This is a genomic window from Chitinivibrionales bacterium (assembly GCA_035516255.1).
In the GTDB taxonomy this organism is placed as follows: domain Bacteria; phylum Fibrobacterota; class Chitinivibrionia; order Chitinivibrionales; family FEN-1185; genus FEN-1185.
The window spans coordinates 91160-117601 of record DATJAL010000001.1; the positions used below are offsets into that span (position 1 = coordinate 91160).

The window sequence follows — 26442 nt, forward strand, 5'->3', positions numbered from 1 at the left end:
GCCTATGTTCAATTATCAATGTCTGAAATGCCTGGTTCCGGTGAACACCATCGCGATCCCGAACTTGTTGCACGCCTCAATCACTTCATTGTCCCGCTTGGAGCCGCCCGGCTCGACAATATAACGGATGCCGGCCTTGTTTGCCTCTTCGATGTTGTCGGGAAACGGAAAATAAGCGTCTGAGGCGAGCACCAGCTCAGAAAATTCCTTTGTGAAATCGCCCGCGATTGTCTTCTGCTCAGCGGCGAAATTCTCCCTTGCCTTGGTGATTGAAAGCTTTCTCAGCGAATCGACGCGGTTGGGCTGGCCAGCGCCCATGCCCACCACGCGGTATACGCCAAGACCGTATTCCTGCGCCAGCACGATGGCGTTTGACTTCGTGTGCTTGCATGCCTTCCACGCGAACTTGGCGAGCGGCGCCTTGCTTTCGGGGAACTGCGCCTTGGTCACCGTGTCCCATTTCTCGCATTCCACCACGTCGCGGTCCTGCTTCAGCATTGCGCCGATGACATGTTTATAGACAAACCGCTCCTCTTTTTTATCATTGAGCTCCCCAACCTTGAGAATGCGGAGCTGTGAACTTTTATCTTTTAAATAGACAAGCGCTTCAGGAGAAAAATCAGGGGCTATAAGTATTTCCACGAATCGTCCTGCAAGAACCTTTGCCGCGGCCAGATCCACGGGCTGAGAAACCGCAATGACGCTTCCGTACGCAGATATCGGATCACCCGACCATGCGGCCGAAAGCGCCTCCGCAAGTGTTTTTCCCGTAGCATAACCGCACGGATTGGTGTGTTTGATCACTGCTGCCGCGGGAACATCGGCAAGTTCCTTTACGGCCTCCAGAGCCGCGTCACCGTCAACGATGTTGTTATACGAAAGTTCCTTGCCGTGAAGCTGGACGGCGGTTGCCATGCTCGGCTCGGTGCATTCCCTTGACTTATAAAACACTGCTGATTGGTGCGGATTTTCGCCGTAGCGCAGTTCGGTGCCGTTCCTGAAATTAAGCCGCAGCACTTCCTCATTAAGGTATTTTCTCGAAAAGTAAACGTCGATTGCGGAATCGTAATCCGCGGTATGGCCAAAGGCCTTTACGGCAAGGAACTTCCGCAGGTCATGGGGAACGCCGCCGCCCTGTATCGCGCCGGCGACCGCGGCGTAGTCCGCGGGATCGACCACCACGGTCACATACGCGTGGTTTTTCGCGGCGCTGCGTATCATTGCCGGCCCGCCGATGTCGATGTTCTCGATCGCCTCCTCCACGGTGACGCCGGGTTTTTCAATGGTCACCTTGAAGGGATACAGGTTCACCACGACAAGGTCAATGGGCACGATCCCGTTCTTTTTCATCTGTTCGAGGTGTCCGGGATTGTCGCGCACCGCCAGAAGGCCGCCATGGATCTTCGGGTGCAGGGTTTTCACCCTGCCGTCCATTATTTCCGGGAAACCCGTATGGGAATCAACGGTCTTCACCGGCACGTTGTTTTCGGAAAGGATCCGGGCGGTCCCGCCGGTTGACAGTATCTCCACGCCGTTTTGGGCAAGGGTGCGGGCAAGCTCCACGATCCCTGTTTTATCCGAAACACTGATGAGGGCCCTGGCGATCTTTAGCTTGTCCGTCATACACCTGCTCCCGGAAATGAACGGTTTTTAATTGAAAGACCATAGAAAATGGTTGATTCTACTGGAAAATGCAAAATTGTTTGAAAAACAAAAAAATCATCATATTTATATTCTGGCAAATTTAATAAGGAAAATGATTCAAAATTTCCATATTATAAGGAAAGAAATTATCTTGACATGGCAAGATTGAGGGAAAGAATTGCTCCCGGATTGCGTATCACCATAAGAGCCTATTAATCCATCAGCATATTTTTCTATGGCAAGACAAGGCCTATCCTCTCCGGTCGAATTCCATTTTCAATCGAAAACGAAAAATAAACCTGCCTTGCCTTGCCAAGCAATTCGGTGAGCGGTATGGGTCCATAATGACGCGAATCATCGGAGTGGCCGGCATTATCGCCAAGCGCGAATACATGTCCATGCGGAACAATAATTACATTTCCCTCGAGCTTGAGCGTGTCACCGGGCAATCCGCCTATCCTTTTTATGAATAATTTGCTCCTGTCGTCAGGATAGCGGAAGAGAATGACATCGCCTTTTTTCGGCGCATGATGCTTGTAATACGTTTTGTCCACAATCACATAATCCCCCGGAACCACCGCCGGCGTCATTGATGCGGTGACGATCCTGCAGAATTGCACGATGCCGTCCGACACGTACGAAAACGCTGCCGAGGAAATGAAAACCGAGCACAGCATCCACATTGCGGTGTAGAAATACCACCGGTTAAACCACTTCACCATGAACCCTTTTCCCCTGCGTGATGCCGCAAGCCACGCCTCAATGCTGAAAACGATGTAAATGGCCAGGCTGAGCAGCGCCACCATGCCTATACCGAGCATCAGAGACGCATTGGGAAACATCATCACGATCCGGAGTCCCGCGATTACGGTCATGAGGAACAGGCCGAAAAAGCAGAGCCCTTTTGTCAATTCTCCGTTGTACATCTGCCCCAGGCCCGGCAGAATGAGCCCGGCTACAAGCGCGCTAATTTTTTTCCTGTCCTTGATCTGCGCAGCCGAATCCATGCAGCACCTCCGTTTATTATCGTGACAGCACTGGAGCAAATACGGTGTAATATAATCGGATAAAATTGATAATCGCGATTCCGCAGCCGGCGAGAACCGCACCCGTCTGCAGAAAGGCCGCCGCAAGACCTTTGATTGATATTACGGAACGCCTTGCCTTGCGCGCCTCATAAGCGAGGACCGCTTCCATCGTCCTTTCGACAAACCGGTCAGAAGGTACGAAATTATTCATAGCAAACCACCTCCGCCATGCGTATTTAAAATGGCTTTTAATTTCTCACGGGCCCTGAACAGTCTTGTTTTTACCGTATTTCGCGGCAGTTTCCCTCTACTGGATATTTCATCTATACTCATTCCTTCAATACTGCTCAAAATTGTCGACCTGAACGGCTCATCCAACACGGCAAGCGCCGCTTCAAGCGACTTTCTTCGTTCCTTCTGTTCCAGCAGGATGCCGGGATTTCCTTCATGTCCCGTTATTGTTTCATCCTCAGGCAGAGATATTTCTTTTCGCTTTTTCATTTTCCTTATTTCAGAAATGCACCGGTTACGCGCAATCGTAAACAGCCACACTGAAAAAGGCACACCCCGCTTTTCATCAAAATTTCCAATTGACTGATACACGCTGAGAAAAACTTCCTGCCCGATGTCCTCAACAATTCCTTTTTCATGCACGGTATGGTAAATGAAATTGAGCAAATTCCGGTGATACCGCTCCACTAAAACAGAGAAGGAGCCGGCATCTCCGTTTTTTACAAGCTTGATAATTTCGAGATCTTCCACGGTGCAATCCAATGACCTCTTTTACCTGTTCGTTAACACCATAAAATACGCAATATGCCGGAAATGGTTCCCGTAAATAGTGTTTTTATCCGGCAAAAGCCCATTAATTATTTTTTTTCCACGTCGTTTCAGGTTTGATGCCGCACTTATTTCATGTATTTTATTGCAATTACGGCAATTGATGATATTTTTTCTTCAAGGATGGTTGATGTATGGTGGGATGTCATTTCGGACGCTTCTTTCAGGCAACCGTTGCGGGCGGCTCGTATCAGGAAGGGCTGACCGCCGTGGTGCAAGGCGTTCCGCCCGGACTTCTCCTTTCCGAAGAGGAAATCTACGCGGACCTTCTTCTGCGCAAGCCCGGCGCGGACGAGCTGTCGTCGCCGCGCAAGGAACCTGATCTGCCCATCATCTTTACAGGCGTGAATCCCGCCGACACCATTGAGAACGCGGGAAACAAAAACCATACCAACGGAACGCCCGTTACCGTGCTCATTCCCAACCTCGACCGGCATTTTGTCCATGTCAAGCAGTATCAGGACACCAACCGCACGCCGCGTCCGGGCCATGCGTCGTATGCCTCCTTCATCAAATACGGTCCGGACGACGACGCGGTGGGCGCCGGCATTTTTTCCGGCCGTTACACCGCGACCATTGTTGCCGCGGGCAGCATCGCCAAAAAGGTGCTGGCGAAATGCGGCATAAAGATATTCGCATATGTCAAAGAAGCCGCCGGCGTCCGCTGCCCCGATCTCGACATCGCGACCATCGATCGCCGCACGAACTCATACAAGAAAATGCGTCGCGATTTCGACCCGTTTTACCAGGAGGTGTATCGCAAGCGGCGCATTACGCCCGACATGCGCTTTCTGGAAAAAGCCGCCGTGTTTGCCGAGATAGAAAACGAAATCGACGCGATACGCGAGCGCGGGCGCGTTGCCGAGCCGGGCGAGGTGCGCAAAACCTACGACGCACACCCGGTCATCAACTGTCCCGACCTCGATGCGGCGCAGGCCATGGTCGACGCCGTCAGCAAAATCACCGCAAATGGCGATTCAAGCGGCGGCGTGGTTGAAATCGTGGCGACCGGCCTGCCCGTGGGGCTCGGCGAGCCGGTGTTCGGCAAGCTCGACGCTGAGCTCGGGAAAATGCTCGGCATCGGCGCGGTCAAGGGCGTCGAGGTCGGCGCGGGGTTCGGCGTAAAGGACATGACCGGCATCCAGAGCAACGACCAGATGCACTCGGAAAAAGGGAAGGTCGTTTTCGACACCAACCAGGCAGGCGGCGTCACGGGCGGCCTTGCCAACGGCGCGCCGCTCGTGGTGCGGCTCGCGGTCAAGCCAACGCCCACGATCGCAAAGCAGCAGCACACCATCGACAAATATACCCTCGAGAACAAGGAGCTTGCCGCGATAACCAGGCGCGACCCGACCATTGTGGCCCGCGTGTGGCCGGTGGCGGAAAATTACACGGCGATGGTGTTGCTTGACAATTTGCTGATGCATTACGGCTATCAGAAATTGCGGGAAATAATTGACAATAAATAGAGAAGAAATAATAATGATTGATTTGACACGTCCCACCAACCAAAGAATGCCTTTTTGATTCATACCGGGGTTTTTTAATGAAATATCTTTTCTCGATGTATTCGATCCTGCTTATCACGCTTTCCGCCGGTGCTTTCGATATCAAAGTGCCCGTCCACTACGACACGCTCCAAAACGGACTTAAAATCATCGTGGTCCCCGATTCCAACGTCGCGGTCGTCTCGTGCAGGCTCTATTATTTCGTGGGGTCCATGTACGAGCAGTTCAGCAGGTCGGGCCTGTCCCACATGTACGAGCACATGATGTTCAAGGGAACGCGGCGGCTGAATACAAAGAATTTTGCCAAGGAATCGGTGTGGCTTGCGAAAATAGATTCGGTCGATAAAATCATCTACGCCCTGAAGAACCGGGGAATACCCGATACCTCGGCCGAGCGGACGAGCTTGCGGAGGGAAATCGTCGGGTACATGGACAAAGAACGTGAATACGTCAAAAAAGATGAGATATGGGAATTATATATGGGCGCCGGCGGCACGCATCTGAACGCGTGGACCGCGGATGACATGACCGGCTACATCGTAACGCTTCCCAAAAACAAGGTGGAACTGTTTTACTGGATAGAATCCGACCGCATGGCCAACCCCGTGTTCAGGGAATTCTACAGCGAGCGCGAGGTGGTGCTCGAGGAACGGCGGATGCGCTATGAAAACCAGCCGGCCAACCGTTTTGATGAATATCTCAATGCTTTGTTCTATATGGCCCACCCGTACCGGCTTCCCACCATCGGCTGGAAATCGGACATCCAGAACTACACGATCCAGGATCTTGCCAACCACGTCAAACGGTTCTATACGCCCGACAACGCTTTGATCGTGCTCGTCGGAAACATCGACCCGGGTAAGGCGGTTTCCGATATCAGGAGATATTTCGGCGGCATTCCGCGTGCCGCGGTGCCCAAACAGGAAGTTGTCACCCGAGAACCGCAGCCCATCGGCGAAACGAGATTCACCGTGCGCGACGAGGCTGAACCGATGATCGACATCCTGTTTCACACCCCCGGCTACAGTAATGACGATCTCTATAAACTTGACATAGTGGAATCAATTTTCTCGGGCCGCAGCGGACGCCTCTACGACCGGCTGGTCAACCGCGAGGAGCTCTGCACCAATGCCGAGGCCAGCAATGCGTTCAGGCTCGACAACGGATACTTCGAGATCACGGCGACCCTTAAAAGAGGAGTCGATCCTTTAAAAGTTGAACGCATTATCAGGGAGGAAGTGGGCACTTTGGTCAAAAAGCCCCCCTCGCCCCGCGAGATGGAAAGAATTAAAAACTCAATACGGATGAATTTTGTGTGGAACCTCAAAAGTCTTGAAGGGCTGTCCGACCGGCTCGCATGGTTCCAGCGGTTGGGCTCATGGAAAGACCTTCTTACCTATCCCGACAAAATCGCGGCGGTAAAATCGGAAGATGTGCCTGCGATCGTTGAAAAATATTTTGATTTTGACAAGGCCACTATCGGGCTTCTGTTGGAGAAAAGCGACAACGATGCAAAGAAACAAAAAGACAAAGCGACAAAGTAAAAAGAGAGAAACCGTAAACAGTATGGAAGATTTCACTAAACTCCTGATTTTCGCAGTGTCCACATTTCTTCTGGTGTCAAACCTGTCTGCCCAGGTCCCTGATTCTCCAAGGAAAATCGTCTACCCGGCGCTCGACTGGAAAGTGCCGCTCGGTACGCCGTACCGGCAAGTGCTCAGTAATGGGCTTGTCGCATATATCGCCGAGGAACACTCGCTTCCCTATTTCAAGCTTTCGGGTTATGTGCGGTACGGGTCCATTTGCGATCCGGCGGGCAAGGAAGGCATCTCATCGCTGATGGCGACCCTCATGCGCACCGGCGGGACGCAAACCTACCAATCGGACACGCTCGACTATCTCATCGACCAGTATGCGCTCAGGATTTCCGTCTCCGTCTCTGAAACGCAGGTGAATTTTTCCTGCGCAAGCCTTTCGGAATACGCGGACACCTGCCTGTTCATGCTTTCGCAGATCCTGTTCCATCCGTCGTTTGAGGACAAAAAAATAAAAAAACAGACATCCCTTTTCCTCGAATCCATTGCGCACCGGTTTGACAATCCCGACCCGATTCTGGACGCCGCGTACGAAAAGGCAATGTATAATGACGGACAGAACAGCAGGCTTCCGACCGCGGCAAGCGTGGCGCGGATCAGCAAAAAGGACATTGTCGCCCTGCACAAAAACATCTTCAAAACCGAAAATATGATCATCGCGGTATCGGGGGATTTTTCCAAAAAAGCAATGGAACAGAAACTGTGCGCGCTGTTTCCGAAGGCCGGAGCCGCGGCCGTGGATTCTCTTTTTCCGCACATCAGCGTCAAGCCGACGGCGAAATCCGTTATCGTCAACAAAGCCATCACGCAGAGTTACATCCGCATGGGGCTTCCGCTGTTCAAGCGGCCGCATGACGATTACTATGCGGTGCAGGTGCTCAACCTCATTCTCGGCGGCGAAGGATTCACCTCGCGCCTCGGCAGCAAGGTGCGCTCGGACGAGGGACTCGCCTATGTCGTCTACTCGAGCGCGGGCTCGAATTATTTCTACCCCTCAACCTTTTTCATAGAATTCCACACAAAAAACGAGACGGCGGCCAAGGCCATGGCGCTTTCATACAATGAGGTCACCCGCATACGGACGTCGGGCGTCACTGCCGAAGAACTTTCACACGCAAAGAAAGTGCTCATTGATGCGTTGCCCTCGATGTTCCGAACGGCCGATGACATCGTTGACAATTACGCAGGCAATGAATACCTTAAACAGCCTCCCGATCATTTTACCGCATACCCCGACAAAATAAACGCGCTTACCCAGGCGGATATCGCGGCGGCGGCAAAGAAGTATCTTGACCCTGCGGCAATCACGTATACCGTCGTGGGCGATACCGCGGTGATTTTTAAAAACGACACGATATCGGGCTTTTCTTTCCGTTCGCAGAAGCCGATTGTTGCGGTGAATAATCCGGATTCGCTCCCGGAAATGAAATGAGCAAGGAGGATTTCCAATGAAAATCGGCATCTTCGTTCATTCACAATCGGGAAACACCGCGCGCCTTGCGCTTGCGGTCACTCACGCGCTTCGTGAAAAAGGCCATGAGGTTGACGTGGAGCTGCTTCGGCCGGTGGGAAAGGTAAACCCGGGAATGCGGCATGTCGAATTAAAAAATGTTCCCGAATTGGAAGGCTATGACCTCGTGATGTTTGCCGGTCCCGTATGGGCATGGAATGCCTCGCCGGTGATCATTTCGCTGCTGCACCAAGTCACCGGCCTCAAAGGGAAAAAAGCGATGTTCTTCCTCACCTCAGGATTTCCCCAACTCATTTCAGGCTGGAGCCGAGCGCATAAAAAAGTCAGGGCGCTGCTCGAGGATTCAGACGCGACGGTCATCGAGGGCGAGTCGTTGTTCTGGGGAATCTGGTGCAGCAAGAAGAGGTTGGATGCAGCGGTGGATAGAATTTGTAAAAAAGTGTTGGGATGATTCTACTTTTATTGCGATTGTTTTTGGATTGCACAAGAGAAATATCAATCCTGGCGTTCTTTGCGAGAACTTTTTTATAGAATATTCGCCGCTAGCTCCGACAGCACCGACCGTTCACCTTTTGTCAATGTAATATGCGCCGCGATCTCCTGCGTCTTGAACTTTTCCACCACATACGTGAGTCCGTTGCTTGACGAATCGATGTAGGGGTTGTCGATCTGGTAGGGATCGCCGGTGAGCACGATCTTGGTGCCGTCGCCCACCCTCGTGATGATGGTTTTTATCTCGTGCGGCGTGAGGTTCTGCGCCTCGTCCACGATAAGGTACTGGTTGTGGATCGAACGGCCGCGGATATAGGTGAGCGGCTCGATCACGAGGATGCCTGTGTCCATGAGTTCCTTGAATCCGCGGATATGCCGCCGCGCCTTGGCCTCGGAGCGCAGCAGCAAGTCCACATTGTCAACAATGGGATACATCCACGGCGTGAGCTTTTCCTCCACGGTGCCCGGCAAAAAGCCGATGTCCTTGCCCATGGGCAGCGTCGGCCTCGACACCAGGATGCGCGAAAAAAGGTTTTCGTCGACCGTCTTGTTCAAGCTCGCGGCAACCGCAAGGAGCGTTTTGCCCGTACCGGCCTTTCCCACAAGGGTCACGAGCTGGATGGCGTCGTTGAGGAGCGCGTCCATGGTGAAAAGCTGCTCCCGGTTCCGCGGCTTAATCCTGAACATGCCTTCCCTGCCTTCGGAAATCAGGCGCACCATCCTTTTTTCTTTGCTGTCGTAGCGGCCAAGGGCAAAATGCAATGGATCGGTGCCGTCAACGAGCGTCACATACTGGTTGGGAAACCACGGCTCGTCCATATCAAGAATGCCTTTTTCCTTGAACGCGTCAACAGCCGCCTTGTCCGTCTTTTTTTCAATGTAACCGGAATACAGCTCCTCAATATCAACCTTGTCTGATTCATAATCCTCTACCACCACGCCCAGCGCGTCGGCCTTGATGCGCAGGTTGATGTCCTTGCTCACGAATACCGTGGGCATGGCGCCTGCCTTTTCCTTTACATCGAAGAGGATGGCAAGGATCATGCTGTCGCGCGGTTTTTCCTGGAACTCGTGCGGGATCCTCCTTACTGCGTCACCGACGGAAAGTTTCACAAACAACGTCCCCCCGCCATCGAGTTTCACTCCTTTGGTAAGTGAGCCTTTGTTCCTGAGCGCGTCAAGATAGCGCGACGTCTGGCGGGCGTTGCGGCCGGTCTCGCTGAGGTCCTTTTTAAAATGGTCAATGTCCTCGATCACCGTGATCGGGATGATGACGTTGTTTTCTTCGAACTTGAAAAGCGCCTGAGCATCATACAAAAGAATGGTTGTGTCGAGAATAAAGTTTTTCATGGAATTTATCCGATCAAATGTGTGAAAATGGCGTCGACTATTAAAATAAATGATTCTTATAAGAAAAAAAGTCGTTCTATTGCAAACGCCGAACGATCAAGTCGTGATATTGCAACCGGCGCTTCTCGTTTGATTCAAACAGAAATGTGTTTTTTATGAAAAATACCAAACAAAATATTTTTTCAGGATTGGCATAACGTTTGAATTAAAGTAATTGCGAGCAGATACCCGGGAAAAAAGCTTTACGCTGCTCACACCTGATAAACTGTTCTTTCAACCACATTCAAAACAAAAGGAGTTAGTCATGGGTTCAGCAATTTTCACTAACGGTAACAATGCATATCAGGTTGCCAACATCATGTATGCAGGTTCTGTTTCCGAAGTTCCGGAAAACCGCCGTCAAAACGGCACCACGCATTCGTTCAAAATGATCACGGGCCTCGGCACCGTTTTCTCCTACTACAAAAACGAGGAGTTTGCCAGGAAATCCCGCGGTGCGTTGGCTGCGATGCTGGATACGGTCAAGCCAAAGGCCTTTAAACATGGAGGGGAATTCATTGACCCTTCACACATTGTTTGTTTCAGCAATGTGATCCAGTTTAAAAAGCCTGTTGGCCCGTACACGCACGGGCTTGTTCTGACGATGGACACGGCAGAGGAAAAAAGCCAGGAAATCTGGCTCAGGTACAAATCGGAAGACCATGCCCAGAAGGCCAGAAAAGCCCTTTGGGCAACGGTGCACAGCGTTAACGGCATGTCCAACCAGACGGAAAAGCCGCCTGTGGCGGAACACGCCGCTTCAACAAGCGCTTTACCCTTCTGATCCGTATTTACTTCTGCTAAAAGAACCGTTCGAACAAGGTGCCGCCTTTCCATGGAAGGCGGCACTTTCATTTTGTGGTTTTCCATATCCCTTTATTTGCAAGTTTACAACGTACGCCACATGATGTTTGCTGTTAGCACGGTGTCAAGAATTTGCAAACAGGGATCCAGTTTCTTCTTTTCGTTTCCGTGTGGAAACTAAGACAAAAAAATGCTTACTTCGAAGACACTGGAGCACAAAAAAAATTACCATGTAATAAATTGAATAATGACCTTAAAATCAAATCAGACAAATCTTGGCACGCTATTAAATACAACATTTCCTTTGAAAAAACGGACAAGATTAACGAGGGAAATTACCGGATTATTGTAAACCGTTGATTTATGCTCTTATCGACAGCATTAAGCCGGACGAAATACACGCCTGAGGGTATTTCTCTTATACTTTTAGAAAAGGAATGCCTGCCTTTTTGCAGGAAAGAGGAAAGAATGGTATTGATTTTTTTACCTTGTGCATTATAGAGACACAAGGTAGTATAGGAAGCGGTCGGCAAGGAAAAATCAATCCTTAATTCATGATTATTTGAGAGCGATACTACCTGAAGAAGGCAAGATTTATTAATGCCGTAGTGCAAGAGAATTGGAGAATTCGAGGCATTTGAGGTAGTGGCGCTTCTGTAAACTCCTCCTGAATCGGATAGAGAATAGAATTCCCCTGCCGCGATAAAGACACGACTATTTGAATTAAAGGCAAGGTCAAATGGAAAAACCGCTGTCGGCATTCTGTAATTATTAATTTTGTTCCAATTAATAAATACCGAATCCCAACCATTGCCTTTAATAAAATAAATATCTCTAGAAGGGCTTTCTCTTAAAGGCTCTGCACTTGTACCAAAAAACATCCCATTAGGGTCTGCAAAAGAAAAAATACTATTCCATGTGCTTCCGTTGTCTTGCGAACGGATAATGTAGTCTTTCATGCCAGAACCATCATAAATGCAGGGGTAACCCGTATAACATGTTACTTTTTGTGTATCACAGACAAGAGCTAATACGTAATCCTGTTTTGTAATTATTATCGGTCCAATCCTCCACTTGTTAGGAACTATTGATAATTTTTGCCATGTATCGCCTGCATCTATGGAACGATATGTTTCTGCCCAACTCCCAATAATAACTTCATTGGCTGGTCCTGTTGCTATATTCCATCGTGGAGTAATCCCTTCATAGTAAAAACCCCCTACTTGAAAATCTGTTATTTTTTTCCATGTATCGCCGTTATTCCCAGACCTGTATTTCCCCGCAAACACCGTATCATAAGAATTTATCGCGATATTAAATACCTGATCGGTATCATTCATATTGTTGGTAATATTTTGCCAGTTTTCTCCGTTGTCAGTAGATCTGAAAACATTTGTTTTAACATTGGAAAATATGCCTCCTTTAACGCTACTAATGAAAATATGCCCCTTTGAATTTATTGCCAGTGAAAGAATCTTCAACGAATCTGTAATGCCGTTGTTTATCCTCACCCAATTATCCCCGCTGTCATCCGACCTGAACATGCCGCTGTCCGTTGCGGCGAATATCTGGTCCTGCTTGTTTACGGCAATCCTGTTTGTCTTAACGTATAGCCCGCCGATTTTGGGCCCTCCGGTCTGCTCAAAGTAGTTTGTTTGTGCAAACGCGGTAAAAACAAAACAAAGAGCAATGCCTAAGACTTCTGCAAGACGGAGATCGGGAAAATGACCCTTGGTTTTCAAAGATTTGTAATCCATGGTAAATCACTTTTCGTGAAAAGTTTCTTAAGATCTTTGTTCAACGTCCAGGAAACATGAGCCAGCGAATCATTTCATTATCAAAACCTTCTTGTAATATTGTTCCCTGCCTATTGACAACACTGCAAAGTAATTCCCGCTGGAAATCTCTTTTCCCGCGCCGCAGTTCCATTGCAACTGGTGCCTGCCCGAAGACGCGGACATGTCCCTGTGCTCCCAAATGGTCCGGCCTGAGTTGTCGATGATTTTCACAAAATATCCGTCAGATTTGTCCAGATACACGTTGAAAAGCACACCGGCTTTCGAAAGAGTCAAAAAGATCGGGGTGCGGTTGTCAAGGGCCAGGCCGCGTGCTGAAATCCCCACAACCGGTTGCACGGTAACCACAAGATACCTCGTGTCCGAGGCAGCGGTGTCTTTTGCAAGCCTGAAGGCCAGCGTATCCACACCGGCTTCAACCGGCATACCGAACACGCTGTCGGGACGTATAACATTGACCCAGGAAGGGTTTGCTGTGTCGGAAACGACAAAGACGTCCGCCACGCCGCTGGGATTGCAGATGGGAAATTTATACCTAAAGGAATCGCCCAGCGTCACAGTGATGGGAATGTATTGTGCGGGACAGGGTTGGTTGTAACCTTTATAAGAATAGGCCGTCGAGGTAATACTGCAAAAACGCGGGGTAATGACAGCGCAACCGGACGGATTTCCGATGCATGAATGTGCGCTGATATCGGTGATGGATGAAATGACAACGGAATGCGTGTCCAATGAGCTTGATTCGAGGAAGATGCCGGTGGCGGGATTGCCTGGGGGGCGTCCAAAATAACAGGAATCCCTCAAGCCAGCACCTTCTATTATATTGGATGAATCAATTTTCAATATACTGTAATTTGCATAAATCCCGTCTCCGCCATAACCATATGAAGTAAAAATGAAAGGGTTCACACAAGAGTAACCGCTGGATGTGTACCATGTAATCTCACCACATACAGGATTAATGCAATAACGATGTCTTCCGCCATAAATAACGCTTTTTATTATATCTATATGACTACAAAAGGTTAAAATTGGCGTGCCAGCTTTATTTGTATCCACATTAATACAATACGAATCTGAAAAAGGAATGGAATCCCAGCAATAAGGAGTGGCATCCAGTTTTCCTATCACCTGTAAATCTCTCAGCACAAGGGTGGAATTCTTTGCAAGGATAACGCCCTTTATTTTTGCCTGTGTTGCGCCCCCCTCGCCAAAGATATTGAGGCTTTTATTGGCAACATAGGTTGACTCGGCTATGCTATCGGTAACAAAAATAGTGTCGCCTAAAGCCGCAATATTCACAGCAGATTGCAGCGACTTGTATCGCTGCTGGGGGCCCACATGAAGAATCGCCGAAAAGCCCGGCGCAGCGAAAAGAAACAGGGTAATATTTATTGCACCTATAAAACCGGAAATAATAAAAGGTTTCATAGCATTTTCCTTGTTAAAGGATACTTTTTCCCGCATATTCAAACCATAGATCGGCATTTTATAATTTGGCTTTATCCTTATTATACACCCTTCCAGCCTCAATTACAAGCCTTCTGGAAAAAAGTGTTTTCTGGCAGAAATTCCTGTTATAGCAGGAGAGAGATACTATACAGTAGATACTCAATAAGATTACAATTAAACTACCGCAAAAGGCAGAATGAATGTGCAGCGGAATTGCCCTTGGAATATCAAAAAGGGTATATTATGAAATCTGCGAAGACAGCCGTAATTTGCGCAAATTAATTTACTTTTTTTACACCTGTTGATTGTAACTAATTAATTATTGTTTGTGGTTGCAGGCAGGAGATTATATACTATATCCATGCTTCAAAAGCCTTCGCTGCCGCGATTATATCCCTGGTATGTGCTCTGCGTACTAGGTTTTCTTTTAAGTCCATACGTGCCATGGATACTGGTAGCTTATTCCCTATGGCAAAACACCCGGACAAAGGCTTTTTCCGCTGCTGTACTTCTCAATCTTGCCGCGTCAGCACTTATTTATCTGTTTTGCAGGTACGCTGCATTACCTTGGTGTGATCTGGCTGTTTTTCTCATTCTGCTGAATATTACATGGTCTTTGGCAGCCGCACTCTTTCAGCGATGGACATTAGGGCCTGCAGCTCCGTTCTTCAAGCACCTCGCTTCACGCCATTTTTTCGGGCACATGGTCATTTCACTATGGGTTGCCCTGCTCATGGTTTGTTGCATCGGATTCACGGTTTCTCTGTTCACCATGTTCAGCGAATCCGCAGTTCTTGCCGAAAAAGGATTCGACAGGATTTCAATTCTCTGGGGGGCGTTTCATGGCGTTCTTCTGGCAATACCGTTCGGCATCATTGCCGTGTTCGGCGTGGCCGGCATGGGCAAGAAATTGCGGCCGTTGGATCTTATAACGGCAATCGCAGGCTGCGCCTGTTCCTTTGGCGTCATTTTTCTGGCAGTATATGGTTTCAACGCCCTTGTGTCGGGCGACTTTGTCCCCGCCGGAATAAGCCTGGAACAGATCATTCCCCGCGGCGATATTTCTCCCATGCGATGGCTGCTGGAGTACGATACCATAGAACTGTGGTGCCTTATCGTGGTTCTTGCGCTCTTCTTTTGCGGCATCGCATCTTTTAGCCAGTTTTTTAAGCGGCTTGGGATTGTTTTCATAAGCCTTTTCTGGCTCTTTCCGACATTTTATGCAGAGCCGTCGTTTTCTCCACAGCTTCAGAAACGGATTGTTTCGGACTTGTCAAATCCGGATAAAAAAGTTCGGGTGGAGGCAAACCGGGCGCTTGGACGATTCCTCTCCGTTTATCCAGGGCATTCACATTGGTGCGCTCTTGCCCTGCGCAATGCGGATTTGTGGTATGAAGCCGGCCGTTTGGACCGGGCAAGGGAGATGTGGCAAAAAATAATCGCAAAAGGAAATCCAAAGGGTAAAGACGCGAAACAGGTTTGTCTTGCGGCAGAAGCTCTTGCCGGCACTGCCGGCAGCGCGCCGGCTGATTCATTCGTCATCAGCGTTCCGCTCATCGGCTACGAAGAATACCTGGATGAAACCTGGATGGCGTTCATGAACATCATCCAGTACTGGGAGCATTCGACGCTGGGCGAATCGAAAACAAAGCTGAGGCTCAAGCCCTTTTCCGAAAAAGACAATTCCATCTCCCTTGCAAAAAGCCCTTCATCGGCAGTGCTTGACGATATTGCGCGATCATGGGGATACCGGGTTTCATATATTCCCGTATCGTCAATGTCAGTGAAAGCAGTGATCCGCGAGAAATTTCCCTTGCTATACCCGGTGTTTTCCGTGCCTGCCCTCTGTTTCGGTTACGAGGAGCGGCGCTCCCGGCTTTATACCTACGGATTCTCGCGGCTTTCCCGGCAGTCGCGCTTGAAAGAGCCCAGCGCCGGCGACATCATGGCTCCCGATTCGCTTAAAGCAAATCGTTCCCAGCGCCTTCTCCGGGTGGCGCTCGAATGCAGGAACGACAGGAACCTGCGCCAGCTTGATTCGCTTGTCAACGGTTATTCGGAACCGGTGGCCATGGTCATCCATCCGGATTCTCTTCACGATGCGCTCGCGCGCTGCTGCGGAATGAGGCCGGAAAGGCTCGATTCAATCAGCGAAGGTTTCCGCTCAATCCTCATCGGGCTCGATTATCTCGACAAAGACAATCCCCAAAAGGCGCTGTCATGGTTCGGCCGCGCGCGCTCTTATGACCCGGGACCGTTTGCCCGCTTCGGAGAATATCTTTGCTATTTGCAGTGGAAAGATCAGCGCGCAGCCGTCCTCGGAAACCTCAGGCTCGACAAATATTTCGCACCGCTCGCGAGATACAACGATGCTTTTTCCTCTTCAAGGATGAAGCGGCATCTTGATTCGTGCGGTGTGCTTTTTGAAAAAACGCGCATCGGCGGATATCTTCCCGGCCCTATCAGCGGACGCTATCTTGAAACCATCCACCTCAGTTCCGGCCCCGAGCGCCGTGCGGGGATCGCATGGGTCCAGCGCGAACTCGCGCTGAACCCCGGGAATACGGCGCGGTGGAGCTGGCTCAACGAAGCTGCCGCATGGGAGGGCGACAGCGCCCTGCAGGTGAAAGCGTGCAGCAGCTTTGTAAACCTCGATCCCGACAATGTGCAAATGCGCCTTACACTCGCAAGGCTCCTGGTGCGGCTCGGAGACATTGACAAGGCGGACAAGGTCATCGTCTCCATAGGAGCCGATTCGGTCATCGCAAACCCCGATTACCTCTTCTGCCTCGGCGCCGTTGCCGAGCACAAGGGATCATTCAAGGAAGCGGAACGCCTGTACAAGACCTGCTGCGACATGCGGCGTTACGACGCGCAGAATTTCATCGCGCATGCCCGCGTTTTTACCAAACTCGGCAAGGCCGAGGAAGCCAAAAAAGACCTTGCCTGGGCGGAAATCATATCTCCCGCGGCCGCGCAGTCGCCCGCAGCTGAGGAACCGGATGAGCAAACAGGAAAATAACACGCTGTTCAGCCGGGGATGGCTCATCCCGCTTTCACTCCTTGCCGGCACCGCCTGCGCAGGAGGGGCGGCATCGCTTTTTCTGATCAGATACTCGTTGAAGAAAAAAGCAATTTCCGTCGCGCTGGCATCGTTCCTTTTTGAGGCCGTGTTCCTCGGCTTCATCCTTTTCTGGAGCGTGAAATGGTATTGGGCCGCGATCACGGTGTATGCCGTGCACGCCTGCACCGGCCTTGCCCTTCTGGGCCTGGTGCGCGCTTGGTCTAAGGAAGCATCAGCCGGAGTAAAAATGCATCCCTTTGCCAGGCCCGGTCTGCAAAAGGAGTTTATCGGCGCACTCGGCGGCCTGGTAATCGTGGGCGCCGTTGCGCCCGCCGTCGTGGCCATGTACTTGCTGCTCGCCGACCGGCTTTTTGCCGAATACTTGCCCATTGGCATTGACAATTCAGACATGCTGACCTGGGTCTTTTTTCTTATCGGTTCCGCCATGCTCTCGGGCGCAGCCGGCGGGTTCATTTACATACGGGTAAAGCCCTCCATGTCCATACGCCAGATGTTCATCGGCCTTGCCTCGTTTCTTTTTTCGTTCATGACGTTCTGGTTCTGGCTTGAGCTGTTCATCGCCGTTCCCTCGTTCCAGGCCGCCGCCACGCAGGGACACAGCGGCGCTTCGGGCGTGGGGACCATCACGCTTCTGCAATGGCTGCTAGGTTCCTGGCTGTCCATCATCGTCACGGTGTACATGACCGGGCCGCACTGCGGCCTTGCCCAGGCCGCACGGTGGGCGCAGGTGTTTGTCCTGCACATGCTGACCGCGCTCATCATCTGCCTTTCGTGGGGGTTTTCGGCCGACCTTTTTCTTGCCTTGGGCATATCCTTTGAGCGACACGCGGCCGTCAAGCTTGCCCTCGCCTGCTATGAGCGCGGGCTCACTAAAAAACCCGACAAGCAGGCCGCGTCATGGCTCCAGTACCGCGTGGCGCTGCTGTACCGTAAAAGCGGCGACATCAACCGCGCCCAGGAAGGGTTCAGGCGCGTCGTCGCCACGTATCACGAAGACCCCGAGCTCGTTAAGCAGGCCGGCTACTTTGTCAAGCGGCTCGACGAATTCCCGCAGAAAAAACGCGTCGTGCTCCCGGGGGTGGAAACGCGCACGCTGTACCGCGGCACGTACTGCGTACCCAATTCCATGGCGCTTGTCATGCGCTATTGGGGTAAAAAGATCAGCGCGCGGCGCATCGGCACCGCCATCACCGGCCTGAGCTCCGGCACCTATCCGGTCGATCAGGCATGGTTCGCCTACGACCTCGGCATGCGGCACGATTTTCTGCCCCTCGCGACGCTCGACGACATCAAACGCTGCATCGACGCGGGGTTCCCGGTGCTCGTGTATGTTCCTTCCCACGCGCTGGTGCTGTTCGGCTACGATGATGCGCTCTCGACGTTCGTCACCTACGACGTGGCCACCAACGAAATCTGGACCGACTACATCCAGCGCGATTTCGTTCGCTCCTGGAAACGCCAGGCTTCCACGCTCGTGCTCATCTATCCCCCGGAGGCGTCCGCCAAACTGCCGGTTGACATCCGGGAGCGATGCCGGCGGGCGAGCGGCGAATACATCCATTACCAGGTGCAGTTCTTCGACACGCTCCAGCCGCCCCATACCATTGCGCACCTACGTGCGGCTGCGGGAAAAAAAGGCGAGTTTTTTCTCCCCGCCGCCACCTTGTACATCGATTATCCCGGGCTGCGCGATTCCCTGTCTCATTGGTTCGATTCGAGCGTCGTCGCATCGAACATTTATAATTTTTTCAGCCGCGACTACGACGAGGGGGTTCACTTGTGGGGGCATATCCACGAAGAGAATTGGGCAATGCCCGACTGGGCGTTCCGCTACGGCGTCCGCTACCTTCTCGCGCATAACATGTATGCCAATGCCGAGAGCCTCGTCACGGCAATAGAAAACAAGGGTACCGTGAGCGCCATGATGCGCTCAACGGCCGCGATCGCCGAGTTCGCACAAGGAAAAATCGCCGCCGGAATCGAGAGCCTCGAACGGAGCAACAGTCCCGCCTACTGCCTGTACCACGGCCTTGCCTGCGAAAAACTCCGTAAAAAAACCGAGTCGTTGAAATATTACCGGCTCGCGGTGCAGGAATCATTCAGCACTGATTTCGAGGAGGACGCCGAATACGACTACAGTGGCTACAATTATACCAACAAGGAAAACAACGTTGACGATCTCGGCTACCCTGCCATTTTCATCGCGAGCGACCGCTTGTGCGAGCTTGCCGACCCCGCCTCCATCGGAGAAAACCTGGTAAAAACCTGGGAATCGTGGACGCGCGACATGCCCTACGATACCGCGGTGACCTCAATGCTCGTCGGTGTTTACAACAGGCACATCGCAAAGCTGGCGAAAAAAGACGAGCCGTATGTTTATGCGAACCTGGTGGAGAAGAGGGATTTGATGGTGAAGAGGCTATTGCAATACAGAAAAAAGTAACCTACCTATTTTTTTTATTTCATATTTTTTTTCATGCAAGGGAAGGCTCTCTCCCTGGAAATCATTTCAACCATAGATGAATTCCCTTTTCTATTCAAGATTATGCCTTTTGTCAATAATGCCTTTGCTTTTCCAGTGCAATAGATATTGGGGTAGCTATAGCCTTGGCGATGAAGCGACCTTATTATCTTCGCAAGGAACAAAATTAGTTGCAGATAGAGGAAGCCATTATAACCTTGATGTGCGGGTTTCATTAAAAGGCCCATTGAAGGCCATAATTTTAAATGACTCAATGCTTGCAGACAATAATAGGGCAAAACGTACAGGTTTCTACAGATATCGTATTTTGACTTTTCATAAAATAGCAAGTGGCTCAACCGAACTTCTCATTACTTGGCACGACAAAACTTTGTCTTTACCTCTTATTTTTGCTGATTCCAGCGTACAAACAGGCGATGCTTATGTGAAAAGGCGCAGATATTCCACCGAACTTTCCTTTCTTGAATACCTTTTTTTTCCACCCGTCATTTCAGAAATACCGCAAGAGATTTTTGTAAGAATGCTCTGGAAGACAACAAGTAAAGGTTAACAAAAATCCACTTTTATTGTCCCTTCCATTGGCAACTCATGCATTTGCACGTTCCGATTCAATGTCCGATCGGCGCCACAAACGCTCGTTGACTAACTGGAATTTCGCCGCCGCGTTAGGCGGACTGGAGTGGTGCGATAGAGCGCATTGTCGGCCGACCCTGGCCGAAGGCCATCGAGCGGCCCGGCAACGAGGCGGACAGCCGAGCCCGGAAGGAGGCCGACCTCCGGTTGCGTTTCAACGCAATCGGAGGTAACGCCCAATAAATTTAAAATTATTTAACGAGAACCGGATTTTGCCGGCACGTCCCAGGTCCTCACAAACCTATATTCCAGCGGATCAACACAATCTTCCCTTACCTTAACAGTAAACGCCCTTGCATTTCCGCCGCTGTCAAACTCAAAAACCGGATAGCTCTTGCCGAAATACCGGTCGCGCCAGGTGCACACCATGGTGTCGGCCCTGAGGCACATGAGCGGGCCCTGAAGGCCCAGGTGCGCCTTCAGGTGCATGATGCATTCGCGTCCCGACTTGAAAATCGCGGCCGCGCCGTACAGGTCGTTGTAATAGCTCCCGTAAAGGCGTTCCGGTTTCGCAATCATGGTGATCGGGTGGCCTTTCGATCGTTCCGGGCGCTGCTCGGCTTTCCATTGCTCATGGAGGATCGAGCTCCAGTCGCGCGACGGTATGTTCAGATAACCGTCGAGGATTTCGTAGAAGAGCGCATCATGGAGCTTGTGGTTGTCAAGGTTCGAAAGCACGACGATGCCGAGCCGCTCGTCGGGGACGAAGCCGATGCGGCACAGCATGCCGTCCACCCCGCCGCCGTGGTACACGAGCAGCCGCCCGTAATAATCCTCGAGCATCCAGCCGAGTCCGTAGGCCGTGAAATTCGTGCCTGCGAAAAGGTCCTTGTCCCGTCCCGTGCGCGGCATGAGCATCTGCGGCGTTCTGGTTTCCAGGATTACGGTTGAGTCAACGACCACTGCTCCGCTGCGACGGCCGTGGTTGAGCTGCATCAGCAGCCACCGTGCGAGGTCGTCCGCGGACGCGATGATGGCGCCGGCGGCGCCGATGTTGTCGAGCATCCGGTAGGTGATCGGGGAAACCCGCGAATCGAACACGGTGTGCGGATCCGCGACATTGTACAGCCCCGAAAGCTCCCGCACCGACGTCTTCGCGTGCGACATGCCCAGCGGTTCGAAAAACCGTTTTTTCACCAGCACGCTCCACGGCGTCTGCGTGACGGTCGAAGCTACCTTGCCCGCAACCAGGTACATGAGATTTGAATATCCGAAGGTACTGCGCAGCGGCCACGCGGGCCTGAGAAACCGCAGCCTCGCGATGATGGTGTCGTCGCCGTACTGCGAGCCGTACCATAATAGGTCGCCGTTCCATTGTCCAAAGCCGCAGCGGTGGCACAGCAGGTCGCGCACCGTGACGCCGCGCGTGGCGCACTCGTCATAAAGCTTGAACGCGGGCAGCAGCTTCGACACCGTGTCGTCCCACGAAAGTTTCCCCTCTTTGACAAGGGTCCCGATGACTGCGGCCGTGAACGCCTTGGTGGCCGAGCCGATGGCGAACACCGTGACCCCGTTGACCGGCCGGCTCTCCCCCTCCCGGCACACGCCGTATCCACGGCACGTCACGACTGAATCGTCCTTGACAATAGCTATTGCAACACCGGGGACCTTCCACTCCTCCATGCACGCCTTGACGCAGGAATCCAGCGAAAACGGCAGCGGGGAGGCAAAGGAAGCCTGGCAGCAGAGGACAAGGACCGGCAGCAGAAGCTTCCGCATCAGGGTACCATCCATGATTTATCTTTTGTCGTTACACGCACCATTACAAAATAGTAAAAGAACCGGCTTCTTTACAGCGTATTTAACAACGGAGCATTGTCCATGAGGCGCCTGCTGTTCCTTGTATCGGCGGTCCTGTTTGTGTCCTGCGCATTTTACAAGGCGCAGCTGCCCGGTCGCATCAATGCCGAAAACCGCCTCTATATTAACGAGAATGCCGGATTCATGCTCACCCTGCCGCCTGAATGGAACGTGGGGACCGACCCCAAATCCGCTCCGAAGGAATTCAAAACCCTGTTCAAGACGCTCCAGACCAATTCCACAGAAGCGCTGCTCCTCGGCTCGAGCGAGGGCCAGCGCGCCTTTGTGCGCTGCCTTGCGGAAGCGTGTGATTCATCGCTGGAATCGTATTTCAAGCTGTTGGTCGAGGCCGGCAAAAACGAGCTCACGCCGCTACGCGCCGATTATTACCGGGGCGCGGGCAGGGAACTCATTATCTGGAGCTACCTGGTGAGAAACGGCAGGATGTCCTTCAAGATGATCGAATATGTTTTCGATCTGGGCGGATTGAAATGCCGTTTGAGCTTCTGGACCCTGCCAGGGCTCACCGATGACTTCCGGCAAACGTTTGATGACGTGGCGCGCTCCATCTGCGTCTTCGACACCGCAGGCGACAGCGCGGACGATACCGCGGCAGGATGCACCAGGGCATGGATCGCCAAAGACAGCGCCCGTGAAAGCAGGCCGCTCCCCTATGCCTGTGACAAGAAGGAACTTGACGCTTCAAATTTGTCCGATGATCCGTGCACTGGTCCGCCGCATTTGTGTTTGTGGAAGGTGACCGGTCCCTCATCGGTATGCTACCTGCTCGGCTCGATTCACCTTGCAAAACCGGAAATGTACCCGCTCAACCCGGTTGTGGAGCGCGCGTTCGATTCGAGCGGCTGTCTTACGGTCGAGGTGAACGCAGCGTCGCCGGAATTCCAGGAGAAGGCGAAAGGGCTCGTGCAGGGGGCGGTGTACCGCGACGGCACCCAGCTCAAGGACCACCTTTCCCCCGCTTTGGAAAAGAGACTCGAAGCGTATTGCGCCGAAAAAGGAATTCCCGTCACGCTGGTCGCCCGGTTCAAGCCGTGGTTTGTCGTGCTTTTCCTCACCGACCTCCAGATGAAATCGCTGGGGCTGTCGCCGGAGAACGGCATCGACATGCACTTTCTCGACAAGTCCGGCTCGAAACGCGTCCTGGAGCTCGAGACCTTCGAGCAGCAGGAAAAACTGCTCGTCTCGCTCAACGGCGAATCGTTCCTCAGTTATACCCTCGCCGACCTTGATTCATCGGAAAAAAACATTAACCGCATGATCAAGGCATGGTCGTGCGGCAACATCGCCGCGCTGGAGGACATGCTTTTTAAGGACCTTGTCGGCCGGAACAGCGCGGAATTTTCAGATATCCTCGAGAACTTTTTCTTTTCGAGAAACAAGGCGATGGCGGCAAAAATCGCCGGCTATCTTAAGGAAGGCAAAAAATGCTTTGTAGTGGTTGGGGCAGGACATCTGATCGGAAAGAAAAGCGTGGTTGATTTGCTGCAACAGGCGGGGTATAAGGTGGAGCAGGAGTAGCGCACAGACGGTATAACCTTACAGACAATCACCCCCCGGGACATTTGCTCTCAAGGTACTCTTTGTCAATAAAGTCAAGCTGATATTTTTTCTACTGCGCCCCACCTTTTTTCCGGATCTTATACGCGTTTTCCACCATTTCCCTGAGCTGCTTGAAATCGTCGCCCTTCATGTAATGCTTCAGCGCCCCTTCCACGCGCTTGAACTCCGCATAGGCTGCTTCGATTTTGTTGTCCCTCATGAAGCTGTTGATCTGCTCGATGTCTTCTTCTTCGCGCGAAACCGGCGCCTTTGTGGCCGGTGCGGCAGCGGCCGCGGATCCCGGTTTGGGCTGCGCATCCATGGCGGCCTGCGCAATGCTCTGCTCCAGGGTGTTAAAGACCTGAACATCAACATATTGGGCAATGAACTTTCTGTTGTCCTTGAATTTCGCCAGAGCAGCCGCGTTCTGGTTCTGGTCCATGAGATTATAAAGTTCCATCACCTCGTCCTGCGCCTTTTTCTGGTTGTCCCTCATGGACTGCAGGTAGTCTCTCACCGCCTTGGCCGTTTCCTGCTGCTTGGCAAGCGATTGCTTGTTCAGCTCTTCCTCGCCCTGGTGTGAAATGTAGGTGCCGGCTGCCGGCGGGGGCGCCGCGTTCGCCAGTTCCTGCTGTTTCTGTTTTTCGGCTTCCTGCTTGGCCTTCTCCTGCTGAGCGAGGAGCTGCTTCTGGCGCTCCTGCTGCTTCGCAAGCGCATCAAGGCTGTCTTTGCGCGCTTTTTCCTGTTGCGCAAGCAACTGCCGCTGCTTTGCGGCCGCCTCGATGCTGTCTTTGCGCGCCTTCTCCTGCTGGGCGGCAAGCTGACGCTGGCGTTCCTGCTCCTGCTTCCGTGCAAGCGCGTCAAGGCTGTCTTTCCGCGCCTTTTCCTGCTGCGCAAGCAGCTGCCGCTTCTGTTCCTGTTCCTGCCGTTTTGCCAATGCGTCAAGGCTGTCTTTGCGGACTTTTTCCTGCTGTGCGAGCTGCCGTTGCCGCTCCTCTTCGGCCTTCGCCTGCAGTTCCTGCTGGCGCTTGCGTTCTGCCTCGGCTTTTGCCTGCTGTTCCCGCTGCTTTGCCGCCGCCTCGATGCTGTCTTTGCGCGCCTTTTCCTGCTGAGCGGCCAGTTGCTGGTTGCGGTGGTCTTCTTCTTTTTTAGCAAGCTTGTCTTTTTCTTTCTGTATCAGCTCGTCATGATGCTTTCTGTCCGCTTCAAGCCTCGCCTTCAACCCCTCCTGGAACTTTGCCAGCGCTTCCAGGCTGTCTTTGCGCGATTTTTCCTGCTGCGTGGCCGCCTGCTGCTGCCGCTCCGCTTCGGTTTTGGCCTGATGTTCCTGTTCCTCTTGCTGATGCTTTCGTTCTTCATCAGCCTTTGCCACGGTCTCCTGACGCTTCGCCGCCGCGTCGATGCTGTCTTGACGCACTTTCGAAAGCGCCTCATGCTGCTGACGCTGCCGTTCTTCTTCGGCGCGGGCCTGCCGATCTTTTTCTTTCTGCTGCTCGCTCATCTCGCGGCGCCGTTCTTCATCGGCCTTTGCCTGGGCCTCCCGCCGTTTTGCCAAAGCGTCAAGGCTGTCTTTGCGCGCCTTTTCTTTTTGCGCGGCCAGCTGTTCCTGCTGACGCTTCCGTTCTTCCTCGGCCCTTGCCAGCGCCTCACGCTTTTTTGCTATCGCATCAAGGCTGTCGGCGCGGGCCTTTTCCCGCTGCGCCGCAAGAAGCTCCTGCTGATGCCGGCGCTCCTCCTCGGCCTTTGCCGCGGCCGCCTGACGCTTCGCAGTCGCGTCGATGCTGTCTTGACGGGCCTTTTCCTTTTGCGCCAAAATCAGCGCCTGCTGCTTGTTGTATGCATCGATACTGTCTTTGCGCGCCTTCTCTTTCTGCGCGGCCAGCTGTTCCTGACGCTTGTTGTATGCGTCAATGCTGTCCTTGCGCGTCTTCTCCCGCTGGGCCTCGAGCAGTTCCTGCTGGCGCTTCCGTTCTTCCTCGGCCTTTGCCTGGGCCTCCTCCTTTTTCCGCTGCGCCTCGATGCTGTCCTTGTGCGCCTTTTCCTGCTGCGCCAGAAGCAGTTTCTGCCGTTCCTCCTCTGCCTTACGCTTTTTTTCTTCCTCGGCCTTTAATTTCGCCTGGCGCTCCTCTTCCAGCTTCTTTTCCTTGAGTTCCTTTTCCATGCGCGCGCGCTCGGCCTTTTCCTTCTCCTCCATTTCCTTTCGTGCTTTTGCATCTTGTACGGCCTTCACGCTGTCCTCGCGCGCCTTGATCATGCGCTGCGCGGTACGCACGATGTAGGGGTCGGTTGTGGGATCGGGCTGCTGCCCGGCTTCGAGTGCCTTGAGCGTTTTCGCCAGCGCCTCGCGTTCCTGGGCCTGTTTGATGGCCGGCGCTTCGGTAAGAACGGTCTGCTCCACCGTTTCGATTTTTTTTACCGAAACACCGTAGGCCCGCAAATCGGCCTGTATGAACTCGAGCGCCTGGTCAGGGCCCTCGGTATGCAGGATTTCAACGGTATGTTTTACCAAAGAGTCTTCCTTGGCGGTAAGCGTTGCGATGACCTTGTCTATTTTCGTCCGTGTGGCCACCACTTGCGTTTGGGAAAGGTCGCCCTTTATCTGTTTGAATGTGTACTCGGCCAGGTCGATGGATCCCCTTGCGTTCTGCAACTTGATTTGTGAAATAAAGTCAATTGCGTCATTGCAATCCTTGTCTATTTTCTCTTTCTCTTTGGCGATGTCCTTTTTGAAAAAATCCCTTGATTCGTCGGCAGACGCCGCGGATGCGACGAACGCGGACATGATCATCGCCAGCGCCAAAATGCAGACCGGTAGATGGAATGAATTCTTACGCTTGATTGCAATGGCAGGGGTCATCATAGT

Annotated in this window: 17 protein-coding genes; 9 read left to right on the forward strand and 8 right to left on the reverse strand. The window is 52.3% G+C overall.

Translation table 11 applies throughout. The annotated features are described in order from the left end of the window. Nucleotides 1-15: 15 nt before the first annotated feature. The 3 genes from purH to VLX68_00395 form a co-directional block, all read right to left on the reverse strand. On the reverse strand, nt 16-1623 hold the full coding sequence (gene purH / locus VLX68_00385; GenBank protein ID HUI90678.1) for a bifunctional phosphoribosylaminoimidazolecarboxamide formyltransferase/IMP cyclohydrolase: 1608 nt from the start codon (nt 1621-1623) through the stop codon (nt 16-18). Between the two features lie 254 nt (nt 1624-1877). Further along, nucleotides 1878-2651: a signal peptidase I gene (lepB, locus tag VLX68_00390; protein ID HUI90679.1), complete on the reverse strand. Its 774-nt coding sequence runs from the start codon at nt 2649-2651 to the stop codon at nt 1878-1880. A 228-nt stretch (nt 2652-2879) separates the two neighbouring features. Continuing rightward, nucleotides 2880-3434 (reverse strand): sigma-70 family RNA polymerase sigma factor, encoded by a 555-nt coding sequence (locus tag VLX68_00395; GenBank protein ID HUI90680.1) that lies wholly within the window; start codon nt 3432-3434, stop codon nt 2880-2882. A 212-nt stretch (nt 3435-3646) separates the two neighbouring features. Between VLX68_00395 and VLX68_00400 the strand changes: the two genes are divergently transcribed. The 4 genes from VLX68_00400 to VLX68_00415 all read left to right on the forward strand — a co-directional run bounded on the left by VLX68_00400 (nt 3647) and on the right by VLX68_00415 (nt 8537). Next, the gene (locus VLX68_00400; GenBank protein HUI90681.1) at nt 3647-4981 is read left to right on the forward strand and encodes a chorismate synthase; all 1335 of its coding nucleotides are present in this window, start codon (nt 3647-3649) and stop codon (nt 4979-4981) included. Nucleotides 4982-5058: 77 nt separating this feature from the next. Then, nucleotides 5059-6564 carry a pitrilysin family protein gene (locus VLX68_00405; protein HUI90682.1) on the forward strand — a complete coding sequence of 502 codons (1506 nt, stop codon included), beginning with the start codon at nt 5059-5061 and terminating at the stop codon, nt 6562-6564. A gap of 22 nt (nt 6565-6586) precedes the next feature. Continuing rightward, nucleotides 6587-8047 carry a pitrilysin family protein gene (locus tag VLX68_00410; protein ID HUI90683.1) on the forward strand — a complete coding sequence of 487 codons (1461 nt, stop codon included), beginning with the start codon at nt 6587-6589 and terminating at the stop codon, nt 8045-8047. A gap of 16 nt (nt 8048-8063) precedes the next feature. Next, nucleotides 8064-8537 (forward strand): hypothetical protein, encoded by a 474-nt coding sequence (locus tag VLX68_00415; GenBank protein HUI90684.1) that lies wholly within the window; start codon nt 8064-8066, stop codon nt 8535-8537. 74 nt (nt 8538-8611) lie between these two features. Here the strand turns inward: VLX68_00415 and VLX68_00420 are convergent, their stop codons facing one another. Continuing rightward, the gene (locus VLX68_00420) at nt 8612-9928 is read right to left on the reverse strand and encodes a PhoH family protein (GenBank protein HUI90685.1); all 1317 of its coding nucleotides are present in this window, start codon (nt 9926-9928) and stop codon (nt 8612-8614) included. A gap of 304 nt (nt 9929-10232) precedes the next feature. Here VLX68_00420 and VLX68_00425 point away from each other — a divergent pair, with 304 nt between their 5' ends. Then, on the forward strand, nt 10233-10751 hold the full coding sequence (locus VLX68_00425; protein HUI90686.1) for a hypothetical protein: 519 nt from the start codon (nt 10233-10235) through the stop codon (nt 10749-10751). A gap of 355 nt (nt 10752-11106) precedes the next feature. On the opposite strand, the gene VLX68_00430 is transcribed toward VLX68_00425, so the two are convergent. After that, nucleotides 11107-12528 (reverse strand): T9SS type A sorting domain-containing protein, encoded by a 1422-nt coding sequence (locus VLX68_00430; GenBank protein HUI90687.1) that lies wholly within the window; start codon nt 12526-12528, stop codon nt 11107-11109. A gap of 69 nt (nt 12529-12597) precedes the next feature. Beyond that, nucleotides 12598-13998 (reverse strand): hypothetical protein, encoded by a 1401-nt coding sequence (locus VLX68_00435; protein ID HUI90688.1) that lies wholly within the window; start codon nt 13996-13998, stop codon nt 12598-12600. Between the two features lie 724 nt (nt 13999-14722). On the opposite strand from VLX68_00435, the gene VLX68_00440 reads away from it, so the two are divergent. The 3 genes from VLX68_00440 to VLX68_00450 all read left to right on the forward strand — a co-directional run bounded on the left by VLX68_00440 (nt 14723) and on the right by VLX68_00450 (nt 20136). Next, complete coding sequence (locus VLX68_00440) at nt 14723-17041, forward strand: hypothetical protein (GenBank protein HUI90689.1); 2319 nt, start codon at nt 14723-14725, stop codon at nt 17039-17041. After that, nucleotides 17022-19547 carry a C39 family peptidase gene (locus tag VLX68_00445; protein HUI90690.1) on the forward strand — a complete coding sequence of 842 codons (2526 nt, stop codon included), beginning with the start codon at nt 17022-17024 and terminating at the stop codon, nt 19545-19547. The genes VLX68_00440 and VLX68_00445 overlap by 20 nt, the downstream gene beginning before the upstream one ends. A 124-nt stretch (nt 19548-19671) precedes the next feature. After that, a complete protein-coding gene (locus VLX68_00450; protein HUI90691.1) occupies nt 19672-20136 on the forward strand; it encodes a hypothetical protein in 465 nt (154 codons plus the stop codon). A gap of 278 nt (nt 20137-20414) precedes the next feature. On the opposite strand, the gene VLX68_00455 is transcribed toward VLX68_00450, so the two are convergent. Next, complete coding sequence (locus VLX68_00455) at nt 20415-21953, reverse strand: serine hydrolase domain-containing protein (protein ID HUI90692.1); 1539 nt, start codon at nt 21951-21953, stop codon at nt 20415-20417. 87 nt (nt 21954-22040) lie between these two features. On the opposite strand from VLX68_00455, the gene VLX68_00460 reads away from it, so the two are divergent. Continuing rightward, nucleotides 22041-23558 carry a TraB/GumN family protein gene (locus VLX68_00460; GenBank protein HUI90693.1) on the forward strand — a complete coding sequence of 506 codons (1518 nt, stop codon included), beginning with the start codon at nt 22041-22043 and terminating at the stop codon, nt 23556-23558. A gap of 91 nt (nt 23559-23649) precedes the next feature. Here VLX68_00460 and VLX68_00465 read toward each other — a convergent pair whose 3' ends face one another. After that, the gene (locus VLX68_00465; protein HUI90694.1) at nt 23650-26439 is read right to left on the reverse strand and encodes a hypothetical protein; all 2790 of its coding nucleotides are present in this window, start codon (nt 26437-26439) and stop codon (nt 23650-23652) included. Between the last annotated feature and the right edge of the window lie 3 nt (nt 26440-26442).